Annotated in this window: 17 protein-coding genes; 5 read left to right on the top strand and 12 right to left on the bottom strand. The window is 66.5% G+C overall.

Features of this window, described 5'->3' with window-relative positions:
• Positions 1-4 precede the first annotated feature (4 nt).
• A complete protein-coding gene (gene trpE, locus O6W96_RS03470; RefSeq protein WP_353468257.1) occupies positions 5-1498 on the bottom strand; it encodes an anthranilate synthase component I in 1494 nt (497 codons plus the stop codon).
• Between the two features lie 4 nt (positions 1499-1502).
• Entirely contained in the window at positions 1503-3458 is a 1956-nt protein-coding gene (locus tag O6W96_RS03465; protein ID WP_353468256.1) for a peptidylprolyl isomerase, read from the bottom strand.
• 161 nt (positions 3459-3619) lie between these two features.
• Between O6W96_RS03465 and tpiA the strand changes: the two genes are divergently transcribed.
• Entirely contained in the window at positions 3620-4363 is a 744-nt protein-coding gene (gene tpiA / locus O6W96_RS03460; protein WP_435372172.1) for a triose-phosphate isomerase, read from the top strand.
• A gap of 141 nt (positions 4364-4504) precedes the next feature.
• On the top strand, positions 4505-5167 hold the full coding sequence (locus O6W96_RS03455) for a hypothetical protein (RefSeq protein WP_353468255.1): 663 nt from the start codon (positions 4505-4507) through the stop codon (positions 5165-5167).
• A gap of 138 nt (positions 5168-5305) precedes the next feature.
• Here the strand turns inward: O6W96_RS03455 and O6W96_RS03450 are convergent, their stop codons facing one another.
• Entirely contained in the window at positions 5306-6691 is a 1386-nt protein-coding gene (locus tag O6W96_RS03450; protein WP_353468254.1) for a leucyl aminopeptidase family protein, read from the bottom strand.
• A complete protein-coding gene (locus tag O6W96_RS03445; RefSeq protein ID WP_353468253.1) occupies positions 6688-8079 on the bottom strand; it encodes a serine hydrolase domain-containing protein in 1392 nt (463 codons plus the stop codon). The genes O6W96_RS03450 and O6W96_RS03445 overlap by 4 nt, the downstream gene beginning before the upstream one ends.
• Before the next feature lie 166 nt (positions 8080-8245).
• Here O6W96_RS03445 and O6W96_RS03440 point away from each other — a divergent pair, with 166 nt between their 5' ends.
• Positions 8246-8392, top strand: a complete 147-nt coding sequence (locus tag O6W96_RS03440) for a lmo0937 family membrane protein (protein WP_107954842.1) — start codon at positions 8246-8248, stop codon at positions 8390-8392.
• A gap of 104 nt (positions 8393-8496) precedes the next feature.
• On the opposite strand, the gene rimO is transcribed toward O6W96_RS03440, so the two are convergent.
• Positions 8497-9849, bottom strand: coding sequence for a 30S ribosomal protein S12 methylthiotransferase RimO (rimO, locus tag O6W96_RS03435; protein ID WP_132739871.1), 1353 nt, complete (start codon positions 9847-9849; stop codon positions 8497-8499).
• 94 nt (positions 9850-9943) lie between these two features.
• Between rimO and O6W96_RS03430 the strand changes: the two genes are divergently transcribed.
• Complete coding sequence (locus O6W96_RS03430) at positions 9944-11086, top strand: anhydro-N-acetylmuramic acid kinase (protein WP_353468252.1); 1143 nt, start codon at positions 9944-9946, stop codon at positions 11084-11086.
• 281 nt (positions 11087-11367) lie between these two features.
• Here O6W96_RS03430 and O6W96_RS03425 read toward each other — a convergent pair whose 3' ends face one another.
• From O6W96_RS03425 to O6W96_RS03395, 7 genes are all read right to left on the bottom strand, one after another.
• Complete coding sequence (locus tag O6W96_RS03425) at positions 11368-11694, bottom strand: hypothetical protein (protein WP_353468251.1); 327 nt, start codon at positions 11692-11694, stop codon at positions 11368-11370.
• A gap of 89 nt (positions 11695-11783) precedes the next feature.
• Positions 11784-12962, bottom strand: a complete 1179-nt coding sequence (locus O6W96_RS03420; RefSeq protein ID WP_060525609.1) for a vWA domain-containing protein — start codon at positions 12960-12962, stop codon at positions 11784-11786.
• Between the two features lie 12 nt (positions 12963-12974).
• Positions 12975-14888 carry a CocE/NonD family hydrolase gene (locus O6W96_RS03415; protein ID WP_353468250.1) on the bottom strand — a complete coding sequence of 638 codons (1914 nt, stop codon included), beginning with the start codon at positions 14886-14888 and terminating at the stop codon, positions 12975-12977.
• A 185-nt stretch (positions 14889-15073) separates the two neighbouring features.
• On the bottom strand, positions 15074-15640 hold the full coding sequence (locus O6W96_RS03410; protein WP_353468249.1) for a CHAP domain-containing protein: 567 nt from the start codon (positions 15638-15640) through the stop codon (positions 15074-15076).
• 49 nt (positions 15641-15689) lie between these two features.
• Entirely contained in the window at positions 15690-17147 is a 1458-nt protein-coding gene (locus O6W96_RS03405) for a hypothetical protein (RefSeq protein ID WP_353468248.1), read from the bottom strand.
• A gap of 223 nt (positions 17148-17370) precedes the next feature.
• Positions 17371-18225, bottom strand: coding sequence for an AAA family ATPase (locus tag O6W96_RS03400; protein ID WP_121885167.1), 855 nt, complete (start codon positions 18223-18225; stop codon positions 17371-17373).
• 67 nt (positions 18226-18292) lie between these two features.
• On the bottom strand, positions 18293-18967 hold the full coding sequence (locus tag O6W96_RS03395) for a DUF6975 family protein (RefSeq protein WP_353468247.1): 675 nt from the start codon (positions 18965-18967) through the stop codon (positions 18293-18295).
• Between the two features lie 253 nt (positions 18968-19220).
• On the opposite strand from O6W96_RS03395, the gene O6W96_RS03390 reads away from it, so the two are divergent.
• On the top strand, positions 19221-21533 hold the full coding sequence (locus O6W96_RS03390; protein WP_353468246.1) for a S9 family peptidase: 2313 nt from the start codon (positions 19221-19223) through the stop codon (positions 21531-21533).
• The last annotated feature ends 2 nt before the right edge of the window (positions 21534-21535 follow it).

Below are 21535 nucleotides of genomic sequence, written 5' to 3'. Positions count from 1 at the left end.
GACTCTACTGACCGAAACCCGAAGCCTTCGCTCGGCTGACAGCCTCGCGCGCGGCGGCGAGGATCGCGCCGGCCTTGGCTTCGCATTCGCGTTGTTCGTATTCGGGGATGCTGTCGGCGACGATGCCCGCGCCAGCCTGAACGTGGATCGTGCCGTCTTTCACCACCGCCGTCCGCAGTACGATGCACGAGTCCATCGAGCCGTCGGGGGAGAAATATCCGACCCCGCCCGCATACGCACCGCGGCGTTCGGGTTCGAGTTCGGCGATGATCTGGCAGGCGCGGACTTTCGGTGCGCCGCTGACCGTGCCGGCGGGGAAGCCCGCGAACAGCGCGTCGAGCGCGTCCTTGTCGGGGGAGAGCGTGCCGACGACGTTCGAGACGATGTGCATGACGTGGCTGTAGAATTCCACGCCGTAGCTGGCCGTTACCTTCACGGATCCCGGTGCCGCGGCACGGCCGACGTCGTTGCGGCCGAGATCGAGCAGCATCAGATGTTCCGCGCGCTCCTTGGGGTCGGCGAGCAGGCTGACGCGGTTCGCCTCGTCCTCGGCGGCGGTCTTGCCGCGTGGCCTCGTGCCGGCGATCGGGCGGATCGTTACTTCGTCGTCGCGGACGCGAACGAGGATTTCGGGGCTGGAGCCGATCAGCGCGAAGCCGGGGAGGTCTAGGTGGTACAGGAACGGCGATGGATTGATGCGGCGTAGCGAGCGGTAGAGTTCGAACGGCGGCAGCGCGAACGGCGTGCTGAAGCGCTGCGCGAGCACAACCTGGAAGATGTCGCCGGCGAGGATGTAGTCCTTTGCCGCGGCGACCATCTCGCCGTAGCGGCCTTCGGGGAGCGCTGGCGTGTAGGTCGGTTCGGCGACGTCGGCGTGGATCGGTGCGGGGACGGGCGTACTCGCGAGCTTGGCGGCGACCGCGTCGAGACGCTCTTCGGCTTCGGTCACGATCGAGTCGGCATCGCGGGCCGGATCGGGCCAAGCCGGCGCGACCAAGTAGAGCGCGTCGGTCAGGCGATCGAACACGAGGATGACGGTCGGCCGCACGAAGATCATGTCGGGCAGGCCGAGCGGATCGACCGGCGGCTGCGGCAGGGTCTCGACCAGGCCGATCGTCTCATAGCCGAAATAGCCGACCAGACAGGCGAGCGCGCGGGGCAGTTCGGGCGGAACCTCCGCGCGGCATTCGGCGACCAGTGCGCGCAACGCATCGAGCGTAGGCACCTGGCACGGCGCGAACGTCTCGCGATCGGTGGCCCAGTGACGGTTGATCTCGGCGCTATGCCCATGCGCGCGGAACAGCAGGTCGGGGGCTAGGCCGATCAGGCTGTGGCGACCGCGGATCGCGCCGCCCTCGACCGATTCGAGGAGGAAGTCGCCACGCCCCGGCTCGATCAGCTTCAGCGCGGCGGCGACCGGTGTCTCGGTATCGGCGACCTGACGACGCCAGACGAGCGCGGGACGCCCTTCGGCCAGAGCTTCGCGCGCGCTCGTCATACGATCAGTTCCCGGCGGGGCCCTGGCCGAGCAGGTCGGCACGGACGCGGGCGATCGAGGTTGCGTTGGTCTTCACGCCGACGTCGGCGCGGACCGCTTTGGCGAACTGCTCGACATATTCGCGACCGACCGAGCGGGCGATGTTGCCGCGCGCGGCCTTGATCGCAGCCTGGTTGCCGGCCGCATTGCCGCTGGCGATGCTGTCGAGCTTGATGATGAACCAGCCGCTGTCGTCTGGCGCCGCCAGCGTCTTGGCGGTGTTCGGCGCCATGCTGAACATCAGCGCGAGCGCTGGTGGTGCACCGCGCGGATCGGCGGCGATCTGCGCACGCGATGCGGTCAGCGGACGCGCGGCAGGAAGTGGCAGCTTGGTCTGCGCCAGCGACTGCTGGATCGGCATGCCCTTGTTGATGCGCGCGAGCACGTCGGCGGCGACCTTCCGCGCAGCCTGGCGCGAACGATCCGCGGTCACGTCACGGAGCACGTCGGCGCGAACCTGTGCCAGCGGCCGCGGGGTGGCGGGAACGACGCGGCCGAGCGCGACGACCGCGAAGCCGCCATCGGTGCCGAGCTGGACGAGCTGCGGCCCGTCGCCATCGGCGGCCTGGAACGCGGCGGCGACAAGCGGCGCGATCGCGGGATCGGGCTTGCTGGCGGCATCGTCGGGGTTGACGCCGTTGGCGATCAGCGCCGGCGTGGTGACGGCAGCGAGCTTCTGGTCGGCGATCACTTCGTCGAACGTCGCGTTCTTCGAGAGCGAGTCGTCGATCTTGTCGTGAACGTCGGACAGCGCAGCTGCGGCCTTCTGGATGCCGAGTGCAGCGGCGATCTCGCCGCGGACCTGGTCAAGCGAGCGACCGGCGACGTTCTCGATCTTGTCGACCTTGGCGACCGTCCAGCCAAGCTGCGTGCGGACCGGGCCGATCACCGCGCCATTGGCGGCGGCGAACACGGCATCGGCGACCTGCGCGGAGGCGGTGCCGGCATAGGCAGCCTTCTCGACGCCGGCCTGGGTCGAGGCTTCGAGGCCGGCAGCGCGGGCTGCGTCGGCGAGGCTGGTACCGGCCTTCACCTTGGCGGCGAGCGCGATGGCGCCGGCCTGATCGGCGACGACGACCTGCGTGATCGTGCGCTTCTCGGTCGCGGCGTAGCGGGCGCGGTCCTGCTGATAGGTCTTGGCGATCTCGGCGTCGGTCGGGACGGCCTGTGCCTTGACCCGGTCGGGCGAGACGATCGCGTAGCGGACGATGCGGCGCTCGGGCACGGTGTAGCGCGCGATGTTGCGCTTGTAGAAAGTGTTCAGGTCGGCGTCGCTCGGCGCCGGGCCAGCGGGGACGACTGCGGCGGGGATGAAGCCGATCGTGCCGGTGCGCTTCTCGAGCAGAAGCGAGGCGTAGGGGAGCGCGAGTGCACTGGCGACCTGAGTCGCGCCGGTGCTCGGAATAGTGAGCTGCTGTGCGAACGTGTCGCGGACGATGTCGCTGCGGATCTGCGCGTCGGTCAGCTTCCGCTGGGCGAGCACCTGGCGATACAAATTCTCGTCGAACTTGCCGGTCGGCCCCTGCAACGCGGGGATGCTGGCGATCTGGCCGTCGACCGCGCGCTTGCTGACGACCATGCCCTGCGCACGGCCGAACTGCTCGAGCGCCATGCTGGAGACGATCCGGTCGAGCGTGCCTTCGAGCCCGCCCTGGTTGACGAAGGTCGCCATGTCGAGCGTCGGCTGTTCCTGGCGGAAGCCTTCGAGCTGTGTCTGCGCCTGCGTCTTGAGTTCGTTGACGGTGACCTCGGCCTTGCCGACCTTGGCGACGTCGCCACCGGTGATCCCTGCGCCGCCGGTCATCGAGCTGAGCCCCGTGATGTCGCCTGCCGCGAACGCGAGCGCGATGACGCCGAGCACGATGAAGGTGATGACCACGCCGACCTTCGAATGGGTAAGGCGACGAAAGAAAGCGAGCATGGACAGCCGATCGACAGGGATGGGAACGCGGTTGCTTTACGGGGCCAAGGGCGGCTCTTCAAGTCGGGCGGTTGCACAGGCGTTGGGGGCGTGTCGTCCCGTGCGGGGTTGTGCAGGGCGGTCGCGTCGCTATCGCTGGGCAAAACATGCGGGAGATCGTGATGCGGCGGAAGCTTGTAGCCGGAAACTGGAAGATGAACGGGTCGCGGGCGATGCTTGTCGAACTCGAGACGATCGCGGCGGCGGCGCAGGCGGCGCCGGGGATCGACGTGTCGGTCGCGGTGCCATTCACGCTGATCGATGCGGCGTCGCAGCGTGTGCCGGGGTTGGCGATCGGTGCGGAGGACGTGCACGAGGCGGATTCGGGCGCGCATACCGGCTGCGTCTCGGCGGCGATGGTCAAGGAAGTCGGCGCATCGTTCACGATCGTCGGTCATTCGGAGCGACGCGCTGATCAGCACGAGACGAGCCACGACGCGTGGGCGAAGGCGGCGGCGGCGCGGCGACAGGGGCTTCACGTGATCCTGTGCTGCGGCGAGACTGAGGCGGAGCGTGATGCGGATCGCGCCGAGCGGGTGGTGCAAGCGCAGATCGAGAAGTCGGTGCCCGACAACGCGGACGGGAGCTGGTTCACGCTCGCCTACGAGCCGCGCTGGGCGATCGGCACGGGCCGCACGCCGACGCTCGACGAGATCGCGGCGATCCATGCGATCGCGCGCTCCAAGTTGCGGATGCTGATCGGCGATGCGGCGGCGGGTGTGCGGATCTTGTATGGTGGATCGGTGACGGGGTCTAACGCGGCGTCGATTCTCGATACGCCGAACGTCGATGGTGCACTGGTCGGTGGTGCGAGCCTGACCGCGGATAAGTTCGTGCCCATCATCGAGGCCGCGGCAACACTCTGAGGGCTTGCGCAAACGTCCGTTAAGTCCCGATAAACGTTATCGACTTATGATTAACGGACGATTCGGTGGTCGAATTGGCGTGACGTTGCTTTCGTGCGAGGTTGTATGACCAGATGGTATTCCGGTTGCGTAGGAGCCTCGTTGGCGATCTGTGCCGTCCTGTGCGCGACGCCGGTCCAGGCGGAAACGCCACGCGAGTTGCTGACGCAGGCTGGATTCGTCGACCGCGATCGCAGCGTCGCGCTGGCGCGGATCGACCGGGCGGCGGCGGCGGCCGGGCAGGCGCTGAGCCGCTCGCCGAACGATGCCGAGGCCGCGATCATGCAGGCGATGGCGAACGGGTATCGCGCCAAGCTGCTCGGTAACCGGGGTCAGGCGATCGCCGCGCGGAAACAATATGAGGCGCTGGTTGTCCGTTATCCGCGCAATGCCGAGGCGCAGGCGGCGTTGGGGGCCTGGCATGTCGGGGTTATCGCGAAGCTCGGGCGGTTCGTCGGGCGCGCGGTGGCGGGCGCGCAGAAAGCGGTTGGGTTCGAGGCTTTGGACAAGTCGGTGGCGTTGGGTGGTAACCGCGCGATGTTTGCCGGGCTGGCCGGGTTGTTGCGGTTGGAGCTGGATCCGAACGATGCGCGGGGACGCGCGCTGGTCGAGACCGCGAGCAGGGCACCGACGCCGACTGCGATCGACGGGTATGTGCGCAAGGCTGCGGTGGCGGTGCTGGTGCCGTTGCGGGCTGGCGATGCGAATGCGACGAAGGCACTGGCGGACAAGTTGCTGCCGTTCGGGCAGTTCGCGACGGGGTGATCCAGTTACGCCATCACAGCCGTCATTCCCGCGGAGGCGGGAACCCATACTGGCTATCGTATCGGCGTGATCACTGACACCTGAGATTATGGATCCCCGCCTGCGCGGGGATGACGGGGTGTTTGGCGTTCCCTTTATTTAGCGCGAGTACCGCTTCGCCAACATCGCGAAGGCGGCGCGCAGGGCATAGGCTTCGCCGCCCTTCGGTCGCCCCGGCTTGGCGGACGGGCGCCATGCGAACACGTCGAGATGCGCCCACGCCGCGGACTTCGGCACGAACCGGCGTAGGAACAGCGCGGCCGTGATCGCGCCGGCGAACCCGCCATCGGGCGCGTTGACCATGTCGGCGATGTCCGACTTGAGCATCTCGTCATAGCCGTTCCACAGCGGCAGCCGCCACATCTGGTCGTTCTGTTCCAAGCCCGACGCGAGCAGGTCCGCCGCGAGCGACTCATCGTCGGTGAACATCGGCGGCAGGTCCGGACCGAGCGCGACGCGCGCCGCTCCCGTCAACGTGGCGAAGTCGAGGATCAGTTCGGGATTGCTCTCTCCCGCCTTGGTCAGCGCGTCGCCGAGCACGAGACGCCCTTCGGCGTCGGTGTTGGTGTTCTCGACCGTCAACCCCTTGCGCGTGGCGAGCACGTCGCCTGGACGGAAGGCGTTGCCGGCGATCGAGTTCTCGACCGCAGGGATCAGGAGGTGGAGACGGACCGGGAGTTTGGCCGCCATCACCAAGCCCGCCAGCGCCAGCGCATGCGCCGCGCCGCCCATGTCCTTCTTCATCAGTCGCATGCCCGCGGACGGCTTGATGTCGAGCCCGCCGGTATCGAAGGTGACGCCCTTGCCGACCAGAGCGATCCGGGGATGCGACGGGTCGCCCCATTCGAGTTCGATCAGGCGCGGTGCGCGGTCCTTGCTCGCGGCTTGGCCGACCGCGTGGATCATCGGGTAGCCGGTCGCGAGCGCATCGCCGCGCGTGGTCGTGACGGTCGCGCCGTGGCGTTTGGCGAGCGTCTCGGCAGCGGCCTCCAGGTCGGCGGGGCCCATGTCGGAGGCGCCGGTGTTGACGAGATCGCGGACGAGCGCGGTGGCTTCGGCGAGGCGAACCGTCTCGTCGATATGCGCGGCGTCGGCGGTCAGGAGGACGCGGGGACCGATCGCGTCGGGCTTCACGTACCGCGTGAACTGGTGCTGGGCGAGCATCCAGCCGAGCCCGGCCGCGCCGACCGGACCTTCCGCGAGACGGTAGGTGCCCTCGGGTAGCGACGCGCCGAGCGAGGCGATCCGCCAAGGGGACGTTACCGCTTCGTTGCAGACCAGCAGCATCGACCAGTCGTCCGCGGTATCGCTTGGCAGCACCGCGCGGTCGCCGGGCTTGCCGGTCAGGCGGTGCGCGGCGATCGTCGTGCGGATGCGCTGCGACTGCTTGGTGAGCCAGCCTTCATACGTATCGGGGTGTACGACGTGGATCGTCCGTGCGGGCTGGCCGCGGTCGGGTTGGAGCATCGAAGCGAGGTCGGTCATTGTGCCGGCGCCACCAGGAGTTGTTCGTATCGACCGTTCGCGCCGGGCTCGGCATAGGTGCTGAGCGACAGCGTGCGGTCGGGATAGGTGATGCGGTAGGTGCGGTTGACGAAGCCGCCGCGCAAGCGGGTCTTGCCGGTTTGTGCGAATGCGGTGGGCTCGCCGAGTGCGCTTAGACTCGTCTTGTAGTCGGCGAGCGCGACCGGCTTGAAGTAATAGTTGGCGTCTTCCGTGAGCCCCTTGCGGTCGAGCGTGCCGGTGCGGAGCTGATCGTAGACCGCGCGGGCTCGGGCGAGTGCGGCGGTGTCTTCGGCATTGGCAGGTGCGGGCGGCAGAACGATTTTGGCGACGCCCGCGGCGATGCGACCCGTTGCGTCGCTGAACCAGCTGTTGGTGAGGACGACAATGGCCGCCTTGTCGTCGGGATAGACGGTGTTCTCGGACAGGAAGCCGACCGCTTCGCCGCTATGCTCGACGTAGCGGCGACCGTTCGCGCTGCCGGTGAAGACGCCGAGGCCGTAACCGTTGCTCGATCCGTCGGCGAGCTTGACCGGGGTTTCCTGTGCGGCCCAGTCGTCGGCGGGGAGCGTGGTGCGGTTCAGCCGCGCGACGTCCCATTTGGCGAGGTCTTCGGCGCTCATCGACAGTTCGCCGGCGGCGTAGAGCCAGCCGTCTGCGCTGGGCGTCTCGGGGCGGACGGGGCCTAGCGCGAATCGGCCATAGCCTTGCGGATAGGCCTTGCCGATCGCCTTGTCCTGGTCGAGCGCGCGAATGTCGAGTGGTTTGAAGATGCGCTGCTGGAGGAAGCTCAACAGCGGCTGGTGTGCGACCTTCTCCACGATCATACCGGCGACGACATAGCCGGTGTTGGAATATTGCCACTGCGTGCCGGGCTGGAAATCGAGCGGCTTCTTGGCCCAGCGATCGAGGATCTGCTGCGGCGTGACGGGCTTGGCCATCGCCGCGAAGCTGTAGTCCTGCGGCCAGTAATCCTGAAGGCCCGAGGTATGGCTGAGCAGCTGACGGATGGTGATGCGGTCGCCGCCGGTGATGCCGGGGATGTATTTCGCGACGGTGTCGTCGAGGCTGAGCTTGCCCTCGTCCTCGAGCAGCAGGATCGCGGCGGCCGTAAATTGCTTCGAGATGGACGCGATCTGGTAGGGGAGTTTCGGGTCGGCCACGGCGATCGCCTCGGACGGTTTGCCGTACGCCTTGGCGAACACTATCCGCCCGCCGCGAACCACCGCGATCGAGGCGGACGGCACGCCGGTATCGCCGAGCGCACCGGTGACCAGCGTGTCGATCTGCGCGGTCTCGGCGGGGGTGAGCGACTGCGCGATGGCGGGGGCCGGGAGCAGCGCGGCGACGGCGAGGAGGCGGAGGATCATGACGCGCAACGAAGCAGAACCGGCCGGCGTGCGCAACGCTCGCAATTTTAATTCCGCGCCGGTTGAGGGGGTTAGCCTAGGGCAGAAATGTTGACGGAACACGCCGTGTTACACGCACGTTTCATCGTCCGACCGGGAGCCTTTTCACGTCTTAGGGGACACAACCATGCTGTATACCATCGCCGTCATCCTGCTAATCCTCTGGCTGGCGGGCTTCGCCTTCCATGTCGCAGGCGGACTGATCCACATTCTGCTCGTGATCGCGGTCATCGTCGTTCTGGTGAAGCTGTTCACCGGCCGCAACGTCGTCTGACGGACTCGCGAACTTAGCCGTTCTCCCGCGGACGCGGGAGTCTAGGATCACCAACGGTATCGTTCGAGATTCCTGGACCCCCGCTTTCGCGGGGGACCAGCTAATTAGACGGGCACGCCGTAGAGGTCGTGATCGTCGGCGTCTTCGATCGTGACCGGGACGATGTCGCCTACCGTCAGGTGGCCGGCATCGCGGAGGAAGACTTCGCCGTCGATCTCGGGTGCATCCGCCTGTGAACGGCCGGTTGCGCCTTCCTCGTCGACCGCATCGATGATCACGTCGAGAGTGCGGCCGATCTTGGCCTGCAACTTCGCCGCGGAGATTGCCGCGGTCTTTTCCATGATGCGGGCGTAGCGCTCTTCCTTGAGCTCTTCTGGCACGTGGTCGGGGAGCAGGTTCGCCGCCGCCCCTTCGACCGGCTCGAAGCGGAATGCGCCGACGCGGTCGAGCTGCGCCTCGTCGAGCCAGTCGAGCAGATACTGGAAATCCTCCTCGGTCTCGCCGGGGAAGCCGACGACGAAGGTCGAGCGGATCGTGATGTCGGGCGCGATCGTCCGCCAGTTGTGGATGCGCTGGAGCACTTTCGCGTCGTTGCCGGGACGCTTCATGCGGCGCAGCACCGACGGCGCGGCGTGCTGGAATGGGATGTCGAGATACGGCAGCACGAGGCCCTCCGCCATCAGCGGGATGACGTGGTCGACGTGGGGGTATGGGTAGACGTAGTGGAGTCGGACCCAGGGCGCGATCTTGCCGAGTTCGCGCGAGAGGTCGGTCATGTGTGCGCGGACGTCTCGGGCTTCGTTGCGGGACATCGGGCCACCGGTTTTCACCGGCCAGCTGGCGTGGCGCAGGTCGACGCCGTACGCCGAGGTGTCCTGGCTGATGACCAGCAGTTCCTTGGTGCCGGCTTCGACGAGTTTTTCCGCCTCGCGCAGGATCGCGTCGGGGCGGCGGCTGACGAGGTCGCCGCGCAACGACGGGATGATGCAGAACGAGCAGCGGTGGTTGCAGCCTTCCGAGATCTTCAGATAGCTGTAGTGGCGCGGGGTCAGCTTCAGGCCGGCGTCGGGGATCAGGTTGAGGAACGCCGACGGCGGCATCGGCGCGGCCTCGTGGACCGCGCCAACGACCTGCTCGTATTCGTGCGCACCGGTGATCGCGAGGACCTGCGGGAAGCGTGCGCGGATCGCGTCGGCTTCCTTGCCCATGCAGCCGGTGACGATGACGCGGCCGTTCTCGGCGATGGCCTCGCCGATCGCCTCGAGGCTCTCCTCCTTGGCGGAATCGAGGAAGCCGCAGGTGTTGACGAGGACGATGTCGGCGCCGGCATAGTCCGGAGACATCTGGTAGCCGTCGCCGCGGAGCTGCGTGAGGATCCGCTCGCTATCGACGAGGTTTTTCGGACAGCCGAGCGAGACCATGCCGATCTTCGGCGGGGAGGGGAGTGTTGTTGCCATGAAGCCCGCGCACATAGGCGCAAAGTTCGGTTTTTTCTAGGCGGGGGAAAATGCATCCTGCATGGGTGGGCGGATTGCGCGGGAAGGAACCGATATGCTGGCGATTGGACTGATGTCGGGGACGTCGCTCGACGGGATCGACGCCGCATTGATCGAGACCGACGGCGAAGCGTTCGTGCGGCCGATCGCGTTTCGCGGCGAGCCCTATTCGGATGCCGCTCGGGCGCAGCTGGCGGAGGCGACGCGGATGGCGCTGACGTTCGACAAGCCGCGCGCCAGTCCGCCGGTGGTCGCGGCGGGGGAGCTGATCACGCGCGCGCACGTGTTTGCGGTGCACAAGCTGCTGGCGGATGCGGGGGTTGCGGCGGCGGAGGTCGATGTGATCGGCTTTCACGGCCAGACGATCGCGCATCGGCCGGATCGGCGCTGGACGTGGCAGATCGGCGACGGGGCGGCGGTCGCGCGCGCTACCGGGATCACGACGGTGTCGGATTTCCGCTCGGCGGATGTGGCGGCGGGCGGGCAGGGGGCGCCGTTGTTGCCGGTGTATCATGCGGCGTTGGCGGCGGGGCTCGAGGGACCGGTCGCGGTGCTGAACCTTGGCGGGGTGGGGAACATCACCTTTATTCCTGGCGGGCGCGACATGCATGATTCGCGCGAGATGTCGCCGGAGCGGGCGCAGATGACGGACCGCGATGGGCTGGTGGCGTTCGATACCGGGCCGGCGAACGGGTTGATCGATAGCTGGGTCGAGGCGGAGACGGGTGCGCGGTATGATGCCGGGGGGGCGTTGGCGGCCTCTGGACGGGTGGACGAGACGGTGCTGACGGCGATGCTCGATCATCCGTTTTTCGATGCGCCTCCGCCGAAGTCGTTGGACCGGAATGATTTCACGATCCAGCCGGCGCGGGGGTTGTCCGCTGCTGATGGGGCGGCGACTTTGACGGCGTTTACGGCCGCTACCGTGGCTGAGGCTTTGCGGCATTTGCCGGCTCGGCCGGTTCGGTTGCTGGTTGCGGGGGGTGGTCGGCATAATCCGACGATGCTGGCGATGATCGCCGCGCGGACCGGGCTGGTTGTGGAGCCTACCGATGTGCTCGGGTGGAACGGCGATGCGCTGGAGGCCGAGGGGTTTGCGTATATGGCGGTGCGGACGCTGAAGGGGCTGGCGATCAGTTTTCCGGGGACGACTGGGGTTCCGGTGGCGATGGTTGGTGGGGTTGTGAATCGGGTTTGAGGGGTGCGCTCACGCTTGTCCCGCGTGACCAGTAAGTTTGTTCTCCCGCGAAGGCGGGAGCCCAGACTGGGCTCCCGCCTTCGCGGGAGAACAAGGAGAGGCATTGCTCGGTTTATTGATCGCCTGCGCGCTGGTCCGTCCCAAGTTTCCACCCCGGCGGAGGCCGGGGCCAAATTGGAAAGGTTGCGGTAACGAAGCGCGCGCTCAGTTAGCCGCGTCTCCCAAATGGGCTCCGGCCTTCGCCGGGGTGGTGCTCAGTGGGGTGACCGGGCGGGCTTGTATCAGTGGGGCTTCTTCGCCTTTGCTGGCTTCTTCGGCTCGAGCTTCTTCGGCGGTGCCTTCTTCTCCGCCGCATCCTTCGCGCGCAACGCAGGCGCCGCGATCGCCGCTGCGATCCCGGCGATTACCGTCGCGCCGACCGCGATCGCGGTTTTCGGATGCGACTTCACCGCATCCGTAGCCGTTGCGAGGCCAGCCTTTGCCGCATCGGTCGCGTCCTCAACCCAGTCGCTGGTCGCCGCGGTCTTCTTCGCGTCGGGCTTCGGCTTGTGGTCGTCGTCGTGATGGACCTTGGCGTGCGGCATGGCGGAGTTGGGGATCGACGACATAGGGCTTGTCCTTCGGTAAGGGATGATGTCCGATAAACCGATCGCCACCGTGACGGTTCCGTTACGGTTCGCTGCTTACCGCGCCGACCTCACCGTTTTCGGGTCAACTCGCGCATCGCGTCGTCGAGCCCGGCGAGGCTCAGCGGGTACATCCGGTCGGTCATCAGCTCGCGGATGATCCGCACCGACTGCGAATAGCCCCATTGCGCCTCGGGCACCGGGTTCAGCCACGCCGCCGCCGGATAGGTGTTGGTCAGCCGCTGCATCCACACCGCGCCGGGCTCCTCGTTGAAATGCTCGACCGAGCCGCCGGGGTGGGTGATTTCGTACGGGCTCATCGACGCGTCGCCGACGAAGATCAGCTTGTAGTCGTGACCGTATTTGTGGAGCAGGTCCCACATCGGCGTACGCTCCGCGAAGCGCCGCGTGTTGTCCTTCCACACGCCTTCGTACGGGCAATTGTGGAAGTAGAAGAATTCGAGGTTCTTGAACTCGGTCGTCGCCGCCGAGAACAGCTCCTCGCAGAGCTTGACGAACGGGTCCATCGAGCCGCCGACGTCGAGGAACAGCAGCAGTTTGACCGCATTGCGGCGTTCGGCGCGCATGACGATGTCGAGATAGCCCTGCCGCGCGGTACCGGCGATCGTGCCGTCGATGTCGAGTTCGTCAGCGGCACCGTCGCGCGCGAAGCGGCGCAGGCGGCGCAGTGCGACCTTGATGTTGCGGGTGCCGAGTTCCTTGGTGTTGTCGAGGTTGCGGAACTCGCGTTGGTCCCAGACTTTCAGCGCGCGCTTGTGCGTGCTCTCGCCGCCGATGCGGACGCCTTCGGGGTTGTAGCCGCCGTTGCCATACGGGCTCGTGCCGCCGGTGCCGACCCATTTGTTGCCGCCCTGGTGGCGTTCCTTCTGCTCTTCGAGGCGCTTCTTGAGCGTCTCCATGATCTCGTCCCACGAGCCGAGCGATTTGATCGCCGCCATCTCCTCGGGGGTCAGGAATTTCTCGGCGACCGCCTTCAGCCAGTCCTCGGGCACTTCGCCAGCGGGCGTGCCGTAGCTGGTGGCGAGGCCGCGGAAGACCTTGGCGAAGACCTGATCAAACTTGTCGAGCAGCCCCTCGTCCTTCACGTACACCGCGCGGGAGAGGTAGTAGAAATCCTCGGGCGTCCGCTCGATCACCTCGGCGTCGAGCGCCTCGAGCAGGATGAGGTGCTCCTTCAGGCTGGCGGGGATACCGGCGCTGCGGAGTTCGTCGAGGAAGTTCAGGAACATGGGCTCACGTCCTCACTTTGTAGCCGCGATCGGCAGTTCGATGGCGCTGGGCTGCGAGGCCGAGTGGAAGACGCTGATCGTCGCCTTCCGGTAGTCGGCGGGCTTCGCGTCGAAGATGTTGGCGACGTAGGTCTGCGGGTTGCGGTCGTAGAGCGGGAACCAGCTCGACTGGACCTGGACCATGATGCGGTGGCCGGGGAGGAAGACGTGACTGGCGTTGGGTAGCACGACGCGGAAATGCGTGGGCTGGCCGGCGACGATGGGGGTCGGCTTCTCGAAGCTATCTCGGTAGCGGCCGCGGAGAATGTCCATCGAGACGGCGAGCTGATAGCCGCCCATCTCGGGCTTGTCCGAATATTCCGCCGGGTAGACGTCGATCAGCTTCACCACGAAATCGCCGTCGGTGCCGGTGGTGCTGGCGATCAGGTCCGCAACGGGCGCGCCGGCGATCGCGACCGGACTGGTGAGTGGCGGCGTCTGGTAGGTTAGGACGTCGGTGCGATCGGAGAACGGGCGCTGGTCGTCGACGAGCCATTGCCGCCACGTCGAGCCGGTCGCGTAGGTCGGGCGGATCGGGCGGAGGCGGTAGGGGATCGGCTTGGCGGGATCGGAGATATAGTCGTCGTGGCCGTCCTGTGCGGGGGCGGTGGCGCCGAGGCCGTTGGCGGGCTGGAAATAGAGTTTCTGCGTGGCGCTCGAGTTCGGCCATCCCGCGAGCGTTTGCCACTGGTTGGTGCCAGTCTGGAACGCGGTGACGGGAGCGAGCGCGGGCGGTGTCGCGCCGGTCTTCAGCGCGCCGTTCAGGAATGGGAGAAGCACGTTCTTGCGGAACCAGAGTGCGGTGTCGGCATCGAAACGGATCGCGCCGAGCGTCGAGCCGTCACCGTTCGCGCCGCCATGCGCCCAGGGGCCAAGCGCGAGGTGGTTGACGTGGTTCGGATCGACCTTCGACACGGCTTCATACGCCGCGACCGCGCCGTAGATATCCTCCTGATCCCATTGGCTGGCGACCCAGAGCGTTTGCACCGTCTGCGGCTGCTTGGGCAGGATCGTCTCGAGCGCCTGGCCCTGCCAGAATGCGTCGTAGGTCGGGTGATCGTGGAGGCGGTTGACGAAGGGCAACTGTTCGAGCCCTCGGCTCTTCACGAACGCGCTGGCGGATCCGGCGCGGAGGAACGTGTCGTAATCGTCGTACGCGTCGCGCCAGAGGTCGCCCGCTTCGCCCTTCGCGGCGTCCTGCGTGTAGTAATAGTCGTAACCGATCTGCCGGAACGCGCCGCCGTGGAAGTCATCGTCGCCCTTCCAGGTGTTGATCACCGGGTTCATCGGGACGGCGGCCTTCAGCGCGGGGTGCGGGTTCACCAGCGCCATCGCGGCCATCATGCCGTCATAGCTGCCGCCGATGATGCCGACCCGGCCGTTGCTGTTCTTCAGGTTCTTAACGAGCCAGTCGATCGTGTCGTAGGCGTCGGTGGAGTGATCGACCTTGGTCTTGTTGAGCGGACCGATCAACGGGCGTTCGTTGATGTACGCGCCGTTCGAGCCGTTCTTGCCGCGGACGTCCTCGAACACGCGGATGTAGCCGGCGTCGAAGAACATCGCGTCGGCGGCGCGCAGATTCATCGCGCCGCTGGAACTGGAGGAGCGGCTGGCAGCGCTCTCGGCGTTATATGGGGTGCGCTGGAGCAGGATCGGCGCGTCGGTGACGCCCTTGCGCTGGACGATGACCGCGTGGAGCGTGACGCCGTCGCGCATCGGGATGTCGACCTCGCGGCGGTCGAAATCGAAGCTGGCATTGGCGGGGACGAACTTGGTGGGAATGTCGCCACCGGGGGGCGGAGACTTTTCCTTCTGCGCGCCGACGACCGAGGGCGCGGACGTGGTGAGCAGCACGAGCGTGATCGTCGTCAAGGTCTTGAGCCGCATCGTCATCCTCACCGTCTTTGCGCAATGGTGGTGGCATGGTTCTAAGGGTGGCGGCAATCCCTCTCTCCTGCGCAAGCCTGACGAAAGTCAGGACCCAGAGCCACGCAAGGCAGCGTTCGTAACCCTGGGTACTGATTTTCGTCAGGATGACGGAAAGTAGGGGCGTCGCGATACCGGGACGGTGTTCAGCGCGCGATCGGTTCGCCGCTGACCGGCACATACGCATCAATCAGCGCACCGACATAATCGGGGTTGCGGCTCGTCAGTTCGGCGGCGGCGTGCGCGTGGCCGTAGATGAAGCCGTACACCGGGTAGATCCCGCCGCCGAGGCCATCGACGTCCTTGTACCAGACCTTGACGTCGCTCCAGTCGTTGTTGCGCGACACGTCGAACAGCGTGACGTCCTGCTCGGCATGGCCGCGCTCGCCGTTCTGGCGCGACCAGTTGGCGTGGGTGAGCATGACGACGCGCTTCTCGACGACGCGGCTGACGACCGCGACATGACCCATCGGCAGGCGCGCGGTCTTGGCGAAGACGATGACCGCACCTTCCTTGGGCTTGTGCGTGCGTTCGTACTTGCCGTCGGCCTGGCTCCACCAGGTCCAGGCATTGCCGTAGATCTGGATGCCCGACGCGGCGCGCGCGAACGGCACGCATTCGCCGACATAATTGAGCAGCGAACTGGCATTGGCGCTGGCTGCCGCGGTAGAGGCAAGGGCGAGGCTGAGGAGCGTTCGGGGGATTCGCTTCATGCCATGGAGGATAGACTGCGGTCGGTGACCGGTCGGTTTCGCGTTCTGGTTAACGCAGGGTTTCGGCGCGTTTTTCGGGCAGATCGGCGCGTGCGTACAGCGCCCAGTCTAGACCGGAAAGCGCAAGATGGCGGCCGGTCTGCAAGAGCCGGTACCGATCATTGCAGCGAGCAATCATGCTGGCGGGGGCCGTTGGCGGATCCAGATCGATGAACACGAAGCCGGCCGCGGGGCAACTCTGACGGATCGCGAGCGGATACCCGTTGCTGCGCGCGGCGACGTCGAGCACCGAGATCGGGCGGATCGTATCGACCAGGACTGTCGCGCCGCGCGGCAAGCGGGTGCGCATCGTCGCGATTGCCCGCGCCGGATCGCCGCGCGCTGCAGCGGCGAGCGCATAGTCGCGATGCAGGCACGCCCATACCAGCAGCACCGTCAGGACGATCGCGACGCCCTTGCGCCAGCCACCGCGATGGATCGCGACACTCGCGGAGTCGGCCAGCAACAAGAGCAACCCGACGACCGCGACCAGATAATAGCGTGCGAAGCCCGCGTTGCCGATCCGCCAGAGCGCGACACCGAGGACCAAGGGGAAGGCGATCGTCGCGAAGAGGTAGAACCGGCGGCGATCGGGATGCGCGCGCACCAGCAGCGCGGCGATCGCGAGCAGCGCCACGCCGATCGTCGCGCTCGAGGCGAGTAGCGCGAACCCGGTGGTGTAGGCGATCGTCTCCGCCAGCACGTCCACGAATGCGGCTCGCGTGAAACCGGGATAGCCACCCGCCTGAAATCCGGTCGTGCTGGCCGAGGCGGCTGCAACGACGAAGGCGACGACAAGAGCGAGCACGGCAACCGAAGGACCGAGCGCGCGCGCGGTCGTGGCGACGGCGGAATCGATCGAACCGCGTCGGCCGCGCGCCGTGACGATCCAGCCCGCGAATGCGGCGAGTGCGAACAGGTAGGTGAGTTGCGCGAGCAGTCCTGCCAGCGTCAGCGCGGCGAGAGTCCAGGCGGGCGGAGCGTCGTTGCGGTTGGAGGCGCGGTCGAGCCAGCGGTCGATCAGCAGCACCGATCCGAGCATAGCGAGCAGCATCGGACCATAGCCGCGCGCTTCAGCCCCATAGGCGACGAGAATCGGTGAGACCGCGAACAGAAGTGCGGCGATCAATCCGGTCGCTGCGTCGCGCCGCCAGCCGATCGCGCCGGCGACCGCGATCGCGAGCGTACCAGTCACAATCGAGAACGCGCGGATCAGCAGCGGCGGCGCGTAGGGGCCGACTAGCAGGATCCACAGGCTGTTGAGATAGTGGTTGTTGTCGTGGTTGATCCGCCAGAAGATTCCCCAGGCCGAGCCGGACTGTGCGACAAACTGCGCGGACCAGGCCTCGTCGACCCATAGGCCGCCGCGGGCGCTCCACAGGCGCAGCGCGAAGCCGAGCAGGATGATTGTCGCGAGTGCGGCCGTCTCTTGCCGCGATCGGGTCGAGGGCTTTTGCGGTGTCAGCATCGTGATGTCGCGGCGATACGTGCAGATGCGTCGGGACCGAGCGATCCTCCCCCGCCAGGGGGCGGTGGCAGGCGTAGCCTGACGGAGAGGGCGGTAAGGGATACCATCAGTTCCGTGTCCTCCCCCTCGGTCACCTGCGGCGCCACCTCCCCCTTGCGGGGGAGGAGCAAAAATGCGCGTCACGTCGCGCGCAGGCTATGGGGCGAGGTGGTTAAGGGCGTCCTTACCCCTGGTTCTTCTGCCGCTTCGCCATGAACGCCAGGCGTTCGAACAGCATGACGTCCTGCTCGTTCTTGAGCAGCGCGCCGTGCAGCGGCGGGATCGCCTTGGTCGGGTCGCGGTTCTGGAGGATGTCGAGCGGCATGTCCTCGTGGAGCAGCAGCTTCAGCCAGTCGAGGAGTTCGCTGGTGCTCGGCTTCTTCTTCAAGCCCGGCACGTCGCGGACATCGTAGAACAGGTCCATCGCCTTCGACACGAGAATCTTCTGGATGCCGGGGAAGTGAACGTCGACGATCGCCTGCATCGTGCCGCGATCGGGAAACTTGATGTAGTGGAAGAAACACCGGCGCAGGAACGCGTCGGGCAGTTCCTTCTCGTTGTTGCTGGTGATGATCACGATCGGGCGCTCGACCGCGCGCACCGTTTCCTTGGTCTCGTAGACGTGGAACTCCATCCGATCGAGTTCCTGCAACAGGTCGTTGGGAAACTCGATATCCGCCTTGTCGATCTCGTCGATCAACAGGACCGGCGGGGCGGGTTGCGTGAACGCCTCCCATAATTTGCCCTTGCGGATATAGTTGCCGATGTCGTGAACGCGCGCATCGCCGAGCTGGCCATCGCGCAGGCGGGCGACCGCGTCATATTCGTAGAGCCCTTGCTGCGCCTTGGTGGTCGACTTGATGTTCCACTCGATCAGCGGCGCGCCGAGCGCCTTGGCGATCTCGTAGGCGAGCACGGTCTTGCCGGTGCCGGGTTCGCCCTTGATCAGCAGCGGGCGGCGCAGCGTCACGGCGGCGTTGACCGCGACCTTCAAATCGTCGGTCGCTACGTAGCTCTGGGTGCCCTCGAAGCGCTTCATGCGATGTCCCGTCCGGTTCTGAATACCGGGTATGGATAGAGGGTTTCCGCGCGCTGATGCAAGCCGGTTACAGGTCGCCGCGCGCACTCGATCGGGCTTCGAGCAGCGACCACAGGCCGCGATGCTGCGCGAACAGTTGCTGCGCGCCGAACAGGATCGCGCGCTGGACGCCGGGCGATGTGCCGAGGCGGTTGACGATCGCGGCGGTATCGGTGTCCGACGGAAAAGTTGGCACGGGTATCGTTACGCCAAACCGGCCTGCGGCAGTGTCGAGTACCAGGCGGATCGTGCCCCAGTCTTGCAACAGCGCCGCAACGGCGCCGGTCGCGCATCCGCGGCGTTCGGACCTCGCAAGCATTTCGAGCGCGTGGCGTTCGCCGACGAGCGCGGATTCGGTTTCCGCCTGGCCGGGCGTCGAGGGCAACGGGCCGACCGCCGCAGTAAGCTGGGCGAGATAGGTACGCTCGGCACTGAATCCCTCGGTAGCGGATGCCAGCCAATCCCGGGCTTCGGGCTGGACGGCGTGCGCGAGGACTTCGGCGATCATGCCCGGATGGTGGCCATGGACCGAGCACAGCGCGTGAACCGCGTCCGACAGGTTGCGCGGCGCCAGGCTACCGGTGAGCAGACGACGGCAATGCGGGTGCGCGGCGCTGGCATCGGCCTCCCCGAGCCGGACGAGCGCCTGCCATGCGCTGCGTTCGCCAGCCTCGGTGTCCTGCGGTACCGTGGTCGAAACCATCATACTCCGGTCGTGCTGCGCTATGGACGAGGGTCCACGGCAAGGGTCTCGTCGGTTCGTATAAACGACGCGCGTAAAGACGCGGTTTACGACACAGTCATTATCTTGTGGTCGTCGGCCGCCGACCAGCCGCACGAAATCGGCGCAACGATGCGCCCTTTACGTCGTCGCGTGCCGCCGCGATAACGCGCGACCGAACATTTTCGGGTCTGCCGGGCGGTATCCGGCGGGATGATCCCACGGAGACTACAGGATGCGCACATGGTTGCTCGGGCTTGCACTTGCTTCGGTCGGAACCGCCGCGATGGCCGCTGATCAGGTGACGCCGCCGGCATCGCCTGCCGCGCCGGCACCCGCGCCGGCTCGGCCAGTCGAAGCCGCCAAGCCGGGCGATCTGACGATGGCGCGCGTGTTCGGCAATCCGGACCTGTCGGGATCGCAGCCGCGCGCAGTGCGACTGTCGCCGGACGGCACGCTTCTGACGAGCTTGCGCAACCGCGACGACGAGAAGGAGCGGTTCGATCTCTGGGCGGTCGATACCGCGTCGGGCCAAGCGCGGATGCTAGTCGATTCGAAGACCGTGGGCAGCGGCGCCGAACTGACCGAGGCCGAGAAGATGCAACGCGAGCGAGCGCGGATCGGTGGCCAGAAGGGGATCGTCGCGTATGACTGGGCCCCCGACGGCAAGTCGATCCTCGTCCCGCTCGACGGCGACCTGTATCTCGCCGGGCTCGACGGCAAGGTTAAGCGGCTGACCAATACCCCCGGCGGCGAACTGAACCCGGTGGTCAGTCCCAAAGGCAGCTTCGTCTCGTTCGTCCGCGACCAGAACGTGTTCGTCCAACCGCTCGCCGGCGGCAGCGCGCGCGCGGTGACGACCGGCGGCGGCGGCACGGTCCATTTCGGCGAGGCGGAGTTCGTCGCGCAGGAGGAAATGGATCGTCGCACCGGCTATTGGTGGTCACCCGACGAGCAACATGTCGCCGTCGAGCGGTTCGACGAGGCGCCGGTCCATACCGCGACGCGCGCGTCGATCGGCGCGACCGGGACCAAGGTCTACGAGCAGCGCTATCCGGCTGCCGGCACGCCGAACGTGCTGGTCGACCTCTATATCATGAAGCCCGATGGCTCGGGGCAGGTGAAGGTCGATCTCGGCACCAACCCCGACATCTATCTCGCCCGCGTCGACTGGACGCCGGATGGCCGGATGCTGCTGGTCCAGCGCCAGAGCCGCGACCAGAAGCTGCTGGAGATGCTCCGCGTCGATCCGGCGACGGGCAAGTCCACCGTGCTGTTCACCGAGAAGTCGGGCGTGAAGAGCTGGCTCAACCTGTCCGATGCGTATCGCGTGCTCAAGGACGGGAGCCTGATCTGGCGGTCGGAGCGGAGCGGTTACGGCCAGCTCTACCGGTTCGCGTCGGGCAAGTGGACGCAGCTGACCAAGGGCGATTGGGTCGTCACCGATCTAGTTGGGGTGGATGAAGCCAAGGGGCGTCTGTTCTTCCTCGGCAACAAGGACGATGTGCTCGAGCAGCAGCTCTATTCGGTTGACGTCGCCAAGCCGAACGTCATCACCAAACTGACCGAAGCGGGCTGGTGGAACAGCGCGACGATGGATGCCGCCGCGAGCCGCTTCATCATCTCGCGCTCGAACCCGAAGCAGCCGACGCAGGTGTACCTGGCGGACGCGACGGGCAAGCGGCTCTCGTGGATCAACGAGAATGCGGTGGTCGAAGGGCATCCTTACTACCCCTATCTGTCGAGCCACCGGGAAACCAAGTTCGGGACGCTGAAGGCCAAGAACGGCATGACTCTCTATTACGAGATGATCACGCCGCCGCTGGAGCCCGGCAAGAAATACCCGGTGTTCTTCGAACATTACGGCGGCCCCGGCACCGGCCAGCAGGTCACGCGCGGATGGCAGGGCGGATTGCCGCAGTATCTGGTCGATCGCGGCTGGATCTATTTCAAGATCGACAATCGCGGCTCGTATAACCGCGGCAAGGCGTTCGAGGATCAGATCTATCACGCGATGGGCACGGTCGAGGTCGAGGACCAGCTGTCGGGTGCGAACTACCTGAAGTCGCTGCCGTTCGTCGAGCCGAGCAAGATCGCGACCTATGGCTGGTCGTACGGCGGCTATATGTCGCTGAAGATGCTGGAAAAGACGCCGGGCGTGTATGCGGCCGCTGTTTCCGGCGCGCCGGTCACCGACTGGCAGCTGTACGACACGCATTATACCGAGCGCTATCTGGGCGATCCGGCGAAGGACCCGGCGAGCTATGCGACGTCGGCGGCGGTAGAGGAGGCGAACCGCATCGTCGATCCGTTGCTGCTGATCCACGGCATGGCGGACGACAATGTGTTCCTCGACAATTCAACCAAGGTGGCCGCGCGTATGCAGGCGACCGCGACGCCGTTCGAGATGATGTTCTACCCGGGCTACACGCACCGCGTGTCGGGGCCGGGGATCAGCGAGCATGTCTGGGGGACGATCCTGAATTTCCTCGACCGGACGGTGAAGGACAAGCCGGTGCCCGAGGCGGCTGCGGTCCCGGTGAAGTAATT

It is taken from the genome of Sphingomonas faeni (assembly GCF_040407495.1).
Classification (GTDB): Bacteria; Pseudomonadota; Alphaproteobacteria; order Sphingomonadales; family Sphingomonadaceae; genus Sphingomonas; species Sphingomonas faeni_D.
The sequence above is the reverse complement of the archived record's forward strand: the minus strand, read 5'-3'. Positions and strand labels throughout refer to the sequence as shown.

Coding starts and splice junctions, on each gene's coding strand:
- O6W96_RS03440 (WP_107954842.1), top strand. CDS start 8,246: ATGCTGTATACCATCGCCGTCATCCTGCTAATCCTCTGGCTGGCGGGC.
- O6W96_RS03425 (WP_353468251.1), bottom strand. CDS start 11,694: ATGTCGTCGATCCCCAACTCCGCCATGCCGCACGCCAAGGTCCATCAC.
- O6W96_RS03410 (WP_353468249.1), bottom strand. CDS start 15,640: ATGAAGCGAATCCCCCGAACGCTCCTCAGCCTCGCCCTTGCCTCTACC.
- tpiA (WP_435372172.1), top strand. CDS start 3,620: ATGCGGCGGAAGCTTGTAGCCGGAAACTGGAAGATGAACGGGTCGCGG.
- O6W96_RS03405 (WP_353468248.1), bottom strand. CDS start 17,147: ATGCTGACACCGCAAAAGCCCTCGACCCGATCGCGGCAAGAGACGGCC.
- O6W96_RS03465 (WP_353468256.1), bottom strand. CDS start 3,458: ATGCTCGCTTTCTTTCGTCGCCTTACCCATTCGAAGGTCGGCGTGGTC.
- O6W96_RS03395 (WP_353468247.1), bottom strand. CDS start 18,967: ATGGTTTCGACCACGGTACCGCAGGACACCGAGGCTGGCGAACGCAGC.
- O6W96_RS03420 (WP_060525609.1), bottom strand. CDS start 12,962: ATGTTCCTGAACTTCCTCGACGAACTCCGCAGCGCCGGTATCCCCGCC.
- O6W96_RS03445 (WP_353468253.1), bottom strand. CDS start 8,079: ATGATCCTCCGCCTCCTCGCCGTCGCCGCGCTGCTCCCGGCCCCCGCC.
- O6W96_RS03415 (WP_353468250.1), bottom strand. CDS start 14,888: ATGCGGCTCAAGACCTTGACGACGATCACGCTCGTGCTGCTCACCACG.
- O6W96_RS03430 (WP_353468252.1), top strand. CDS start 9,944: ATGCTGGCGATTGGACTGATGTCGGGGACGTCGCTCGACGGGATCGAC.
- trpE (WP_353468257.1), bottom strand. CDS start 1,498: ATGACGAGCGCGCGCGAAGCTCTGGCCGAAGGGCGTCCCGCGCTCGTC.
- O6W96_RS03390 (WP_353468246.1), top strand. CDS start 19,221: ATGCGCACATGGTTGCTCGGGCTTGCACTTGCTTCGGTCGGAACCGCC.
- rimO (WP_132739871.1), bottom strand. CDS start 9,849: ATGGCAACAACACTCCCCTCCCCGCCGAAGATCGGCATGGTCTCGCTC.
- O6W96_RS03400 (WP_121885167.1), bottom strand. CDS start 18,225: ATGAAGCGCTTCGAGGGCACCCAGAGCTACGTAGCGACCGACGATTTG.
- O6W96_RS03450 (WP_353468254.1), bottom strand. CDS start 6,691: ATGACCGACCTCGCTTCGATGCTCCAACCCGACCGCGGCCAGCCCGCA.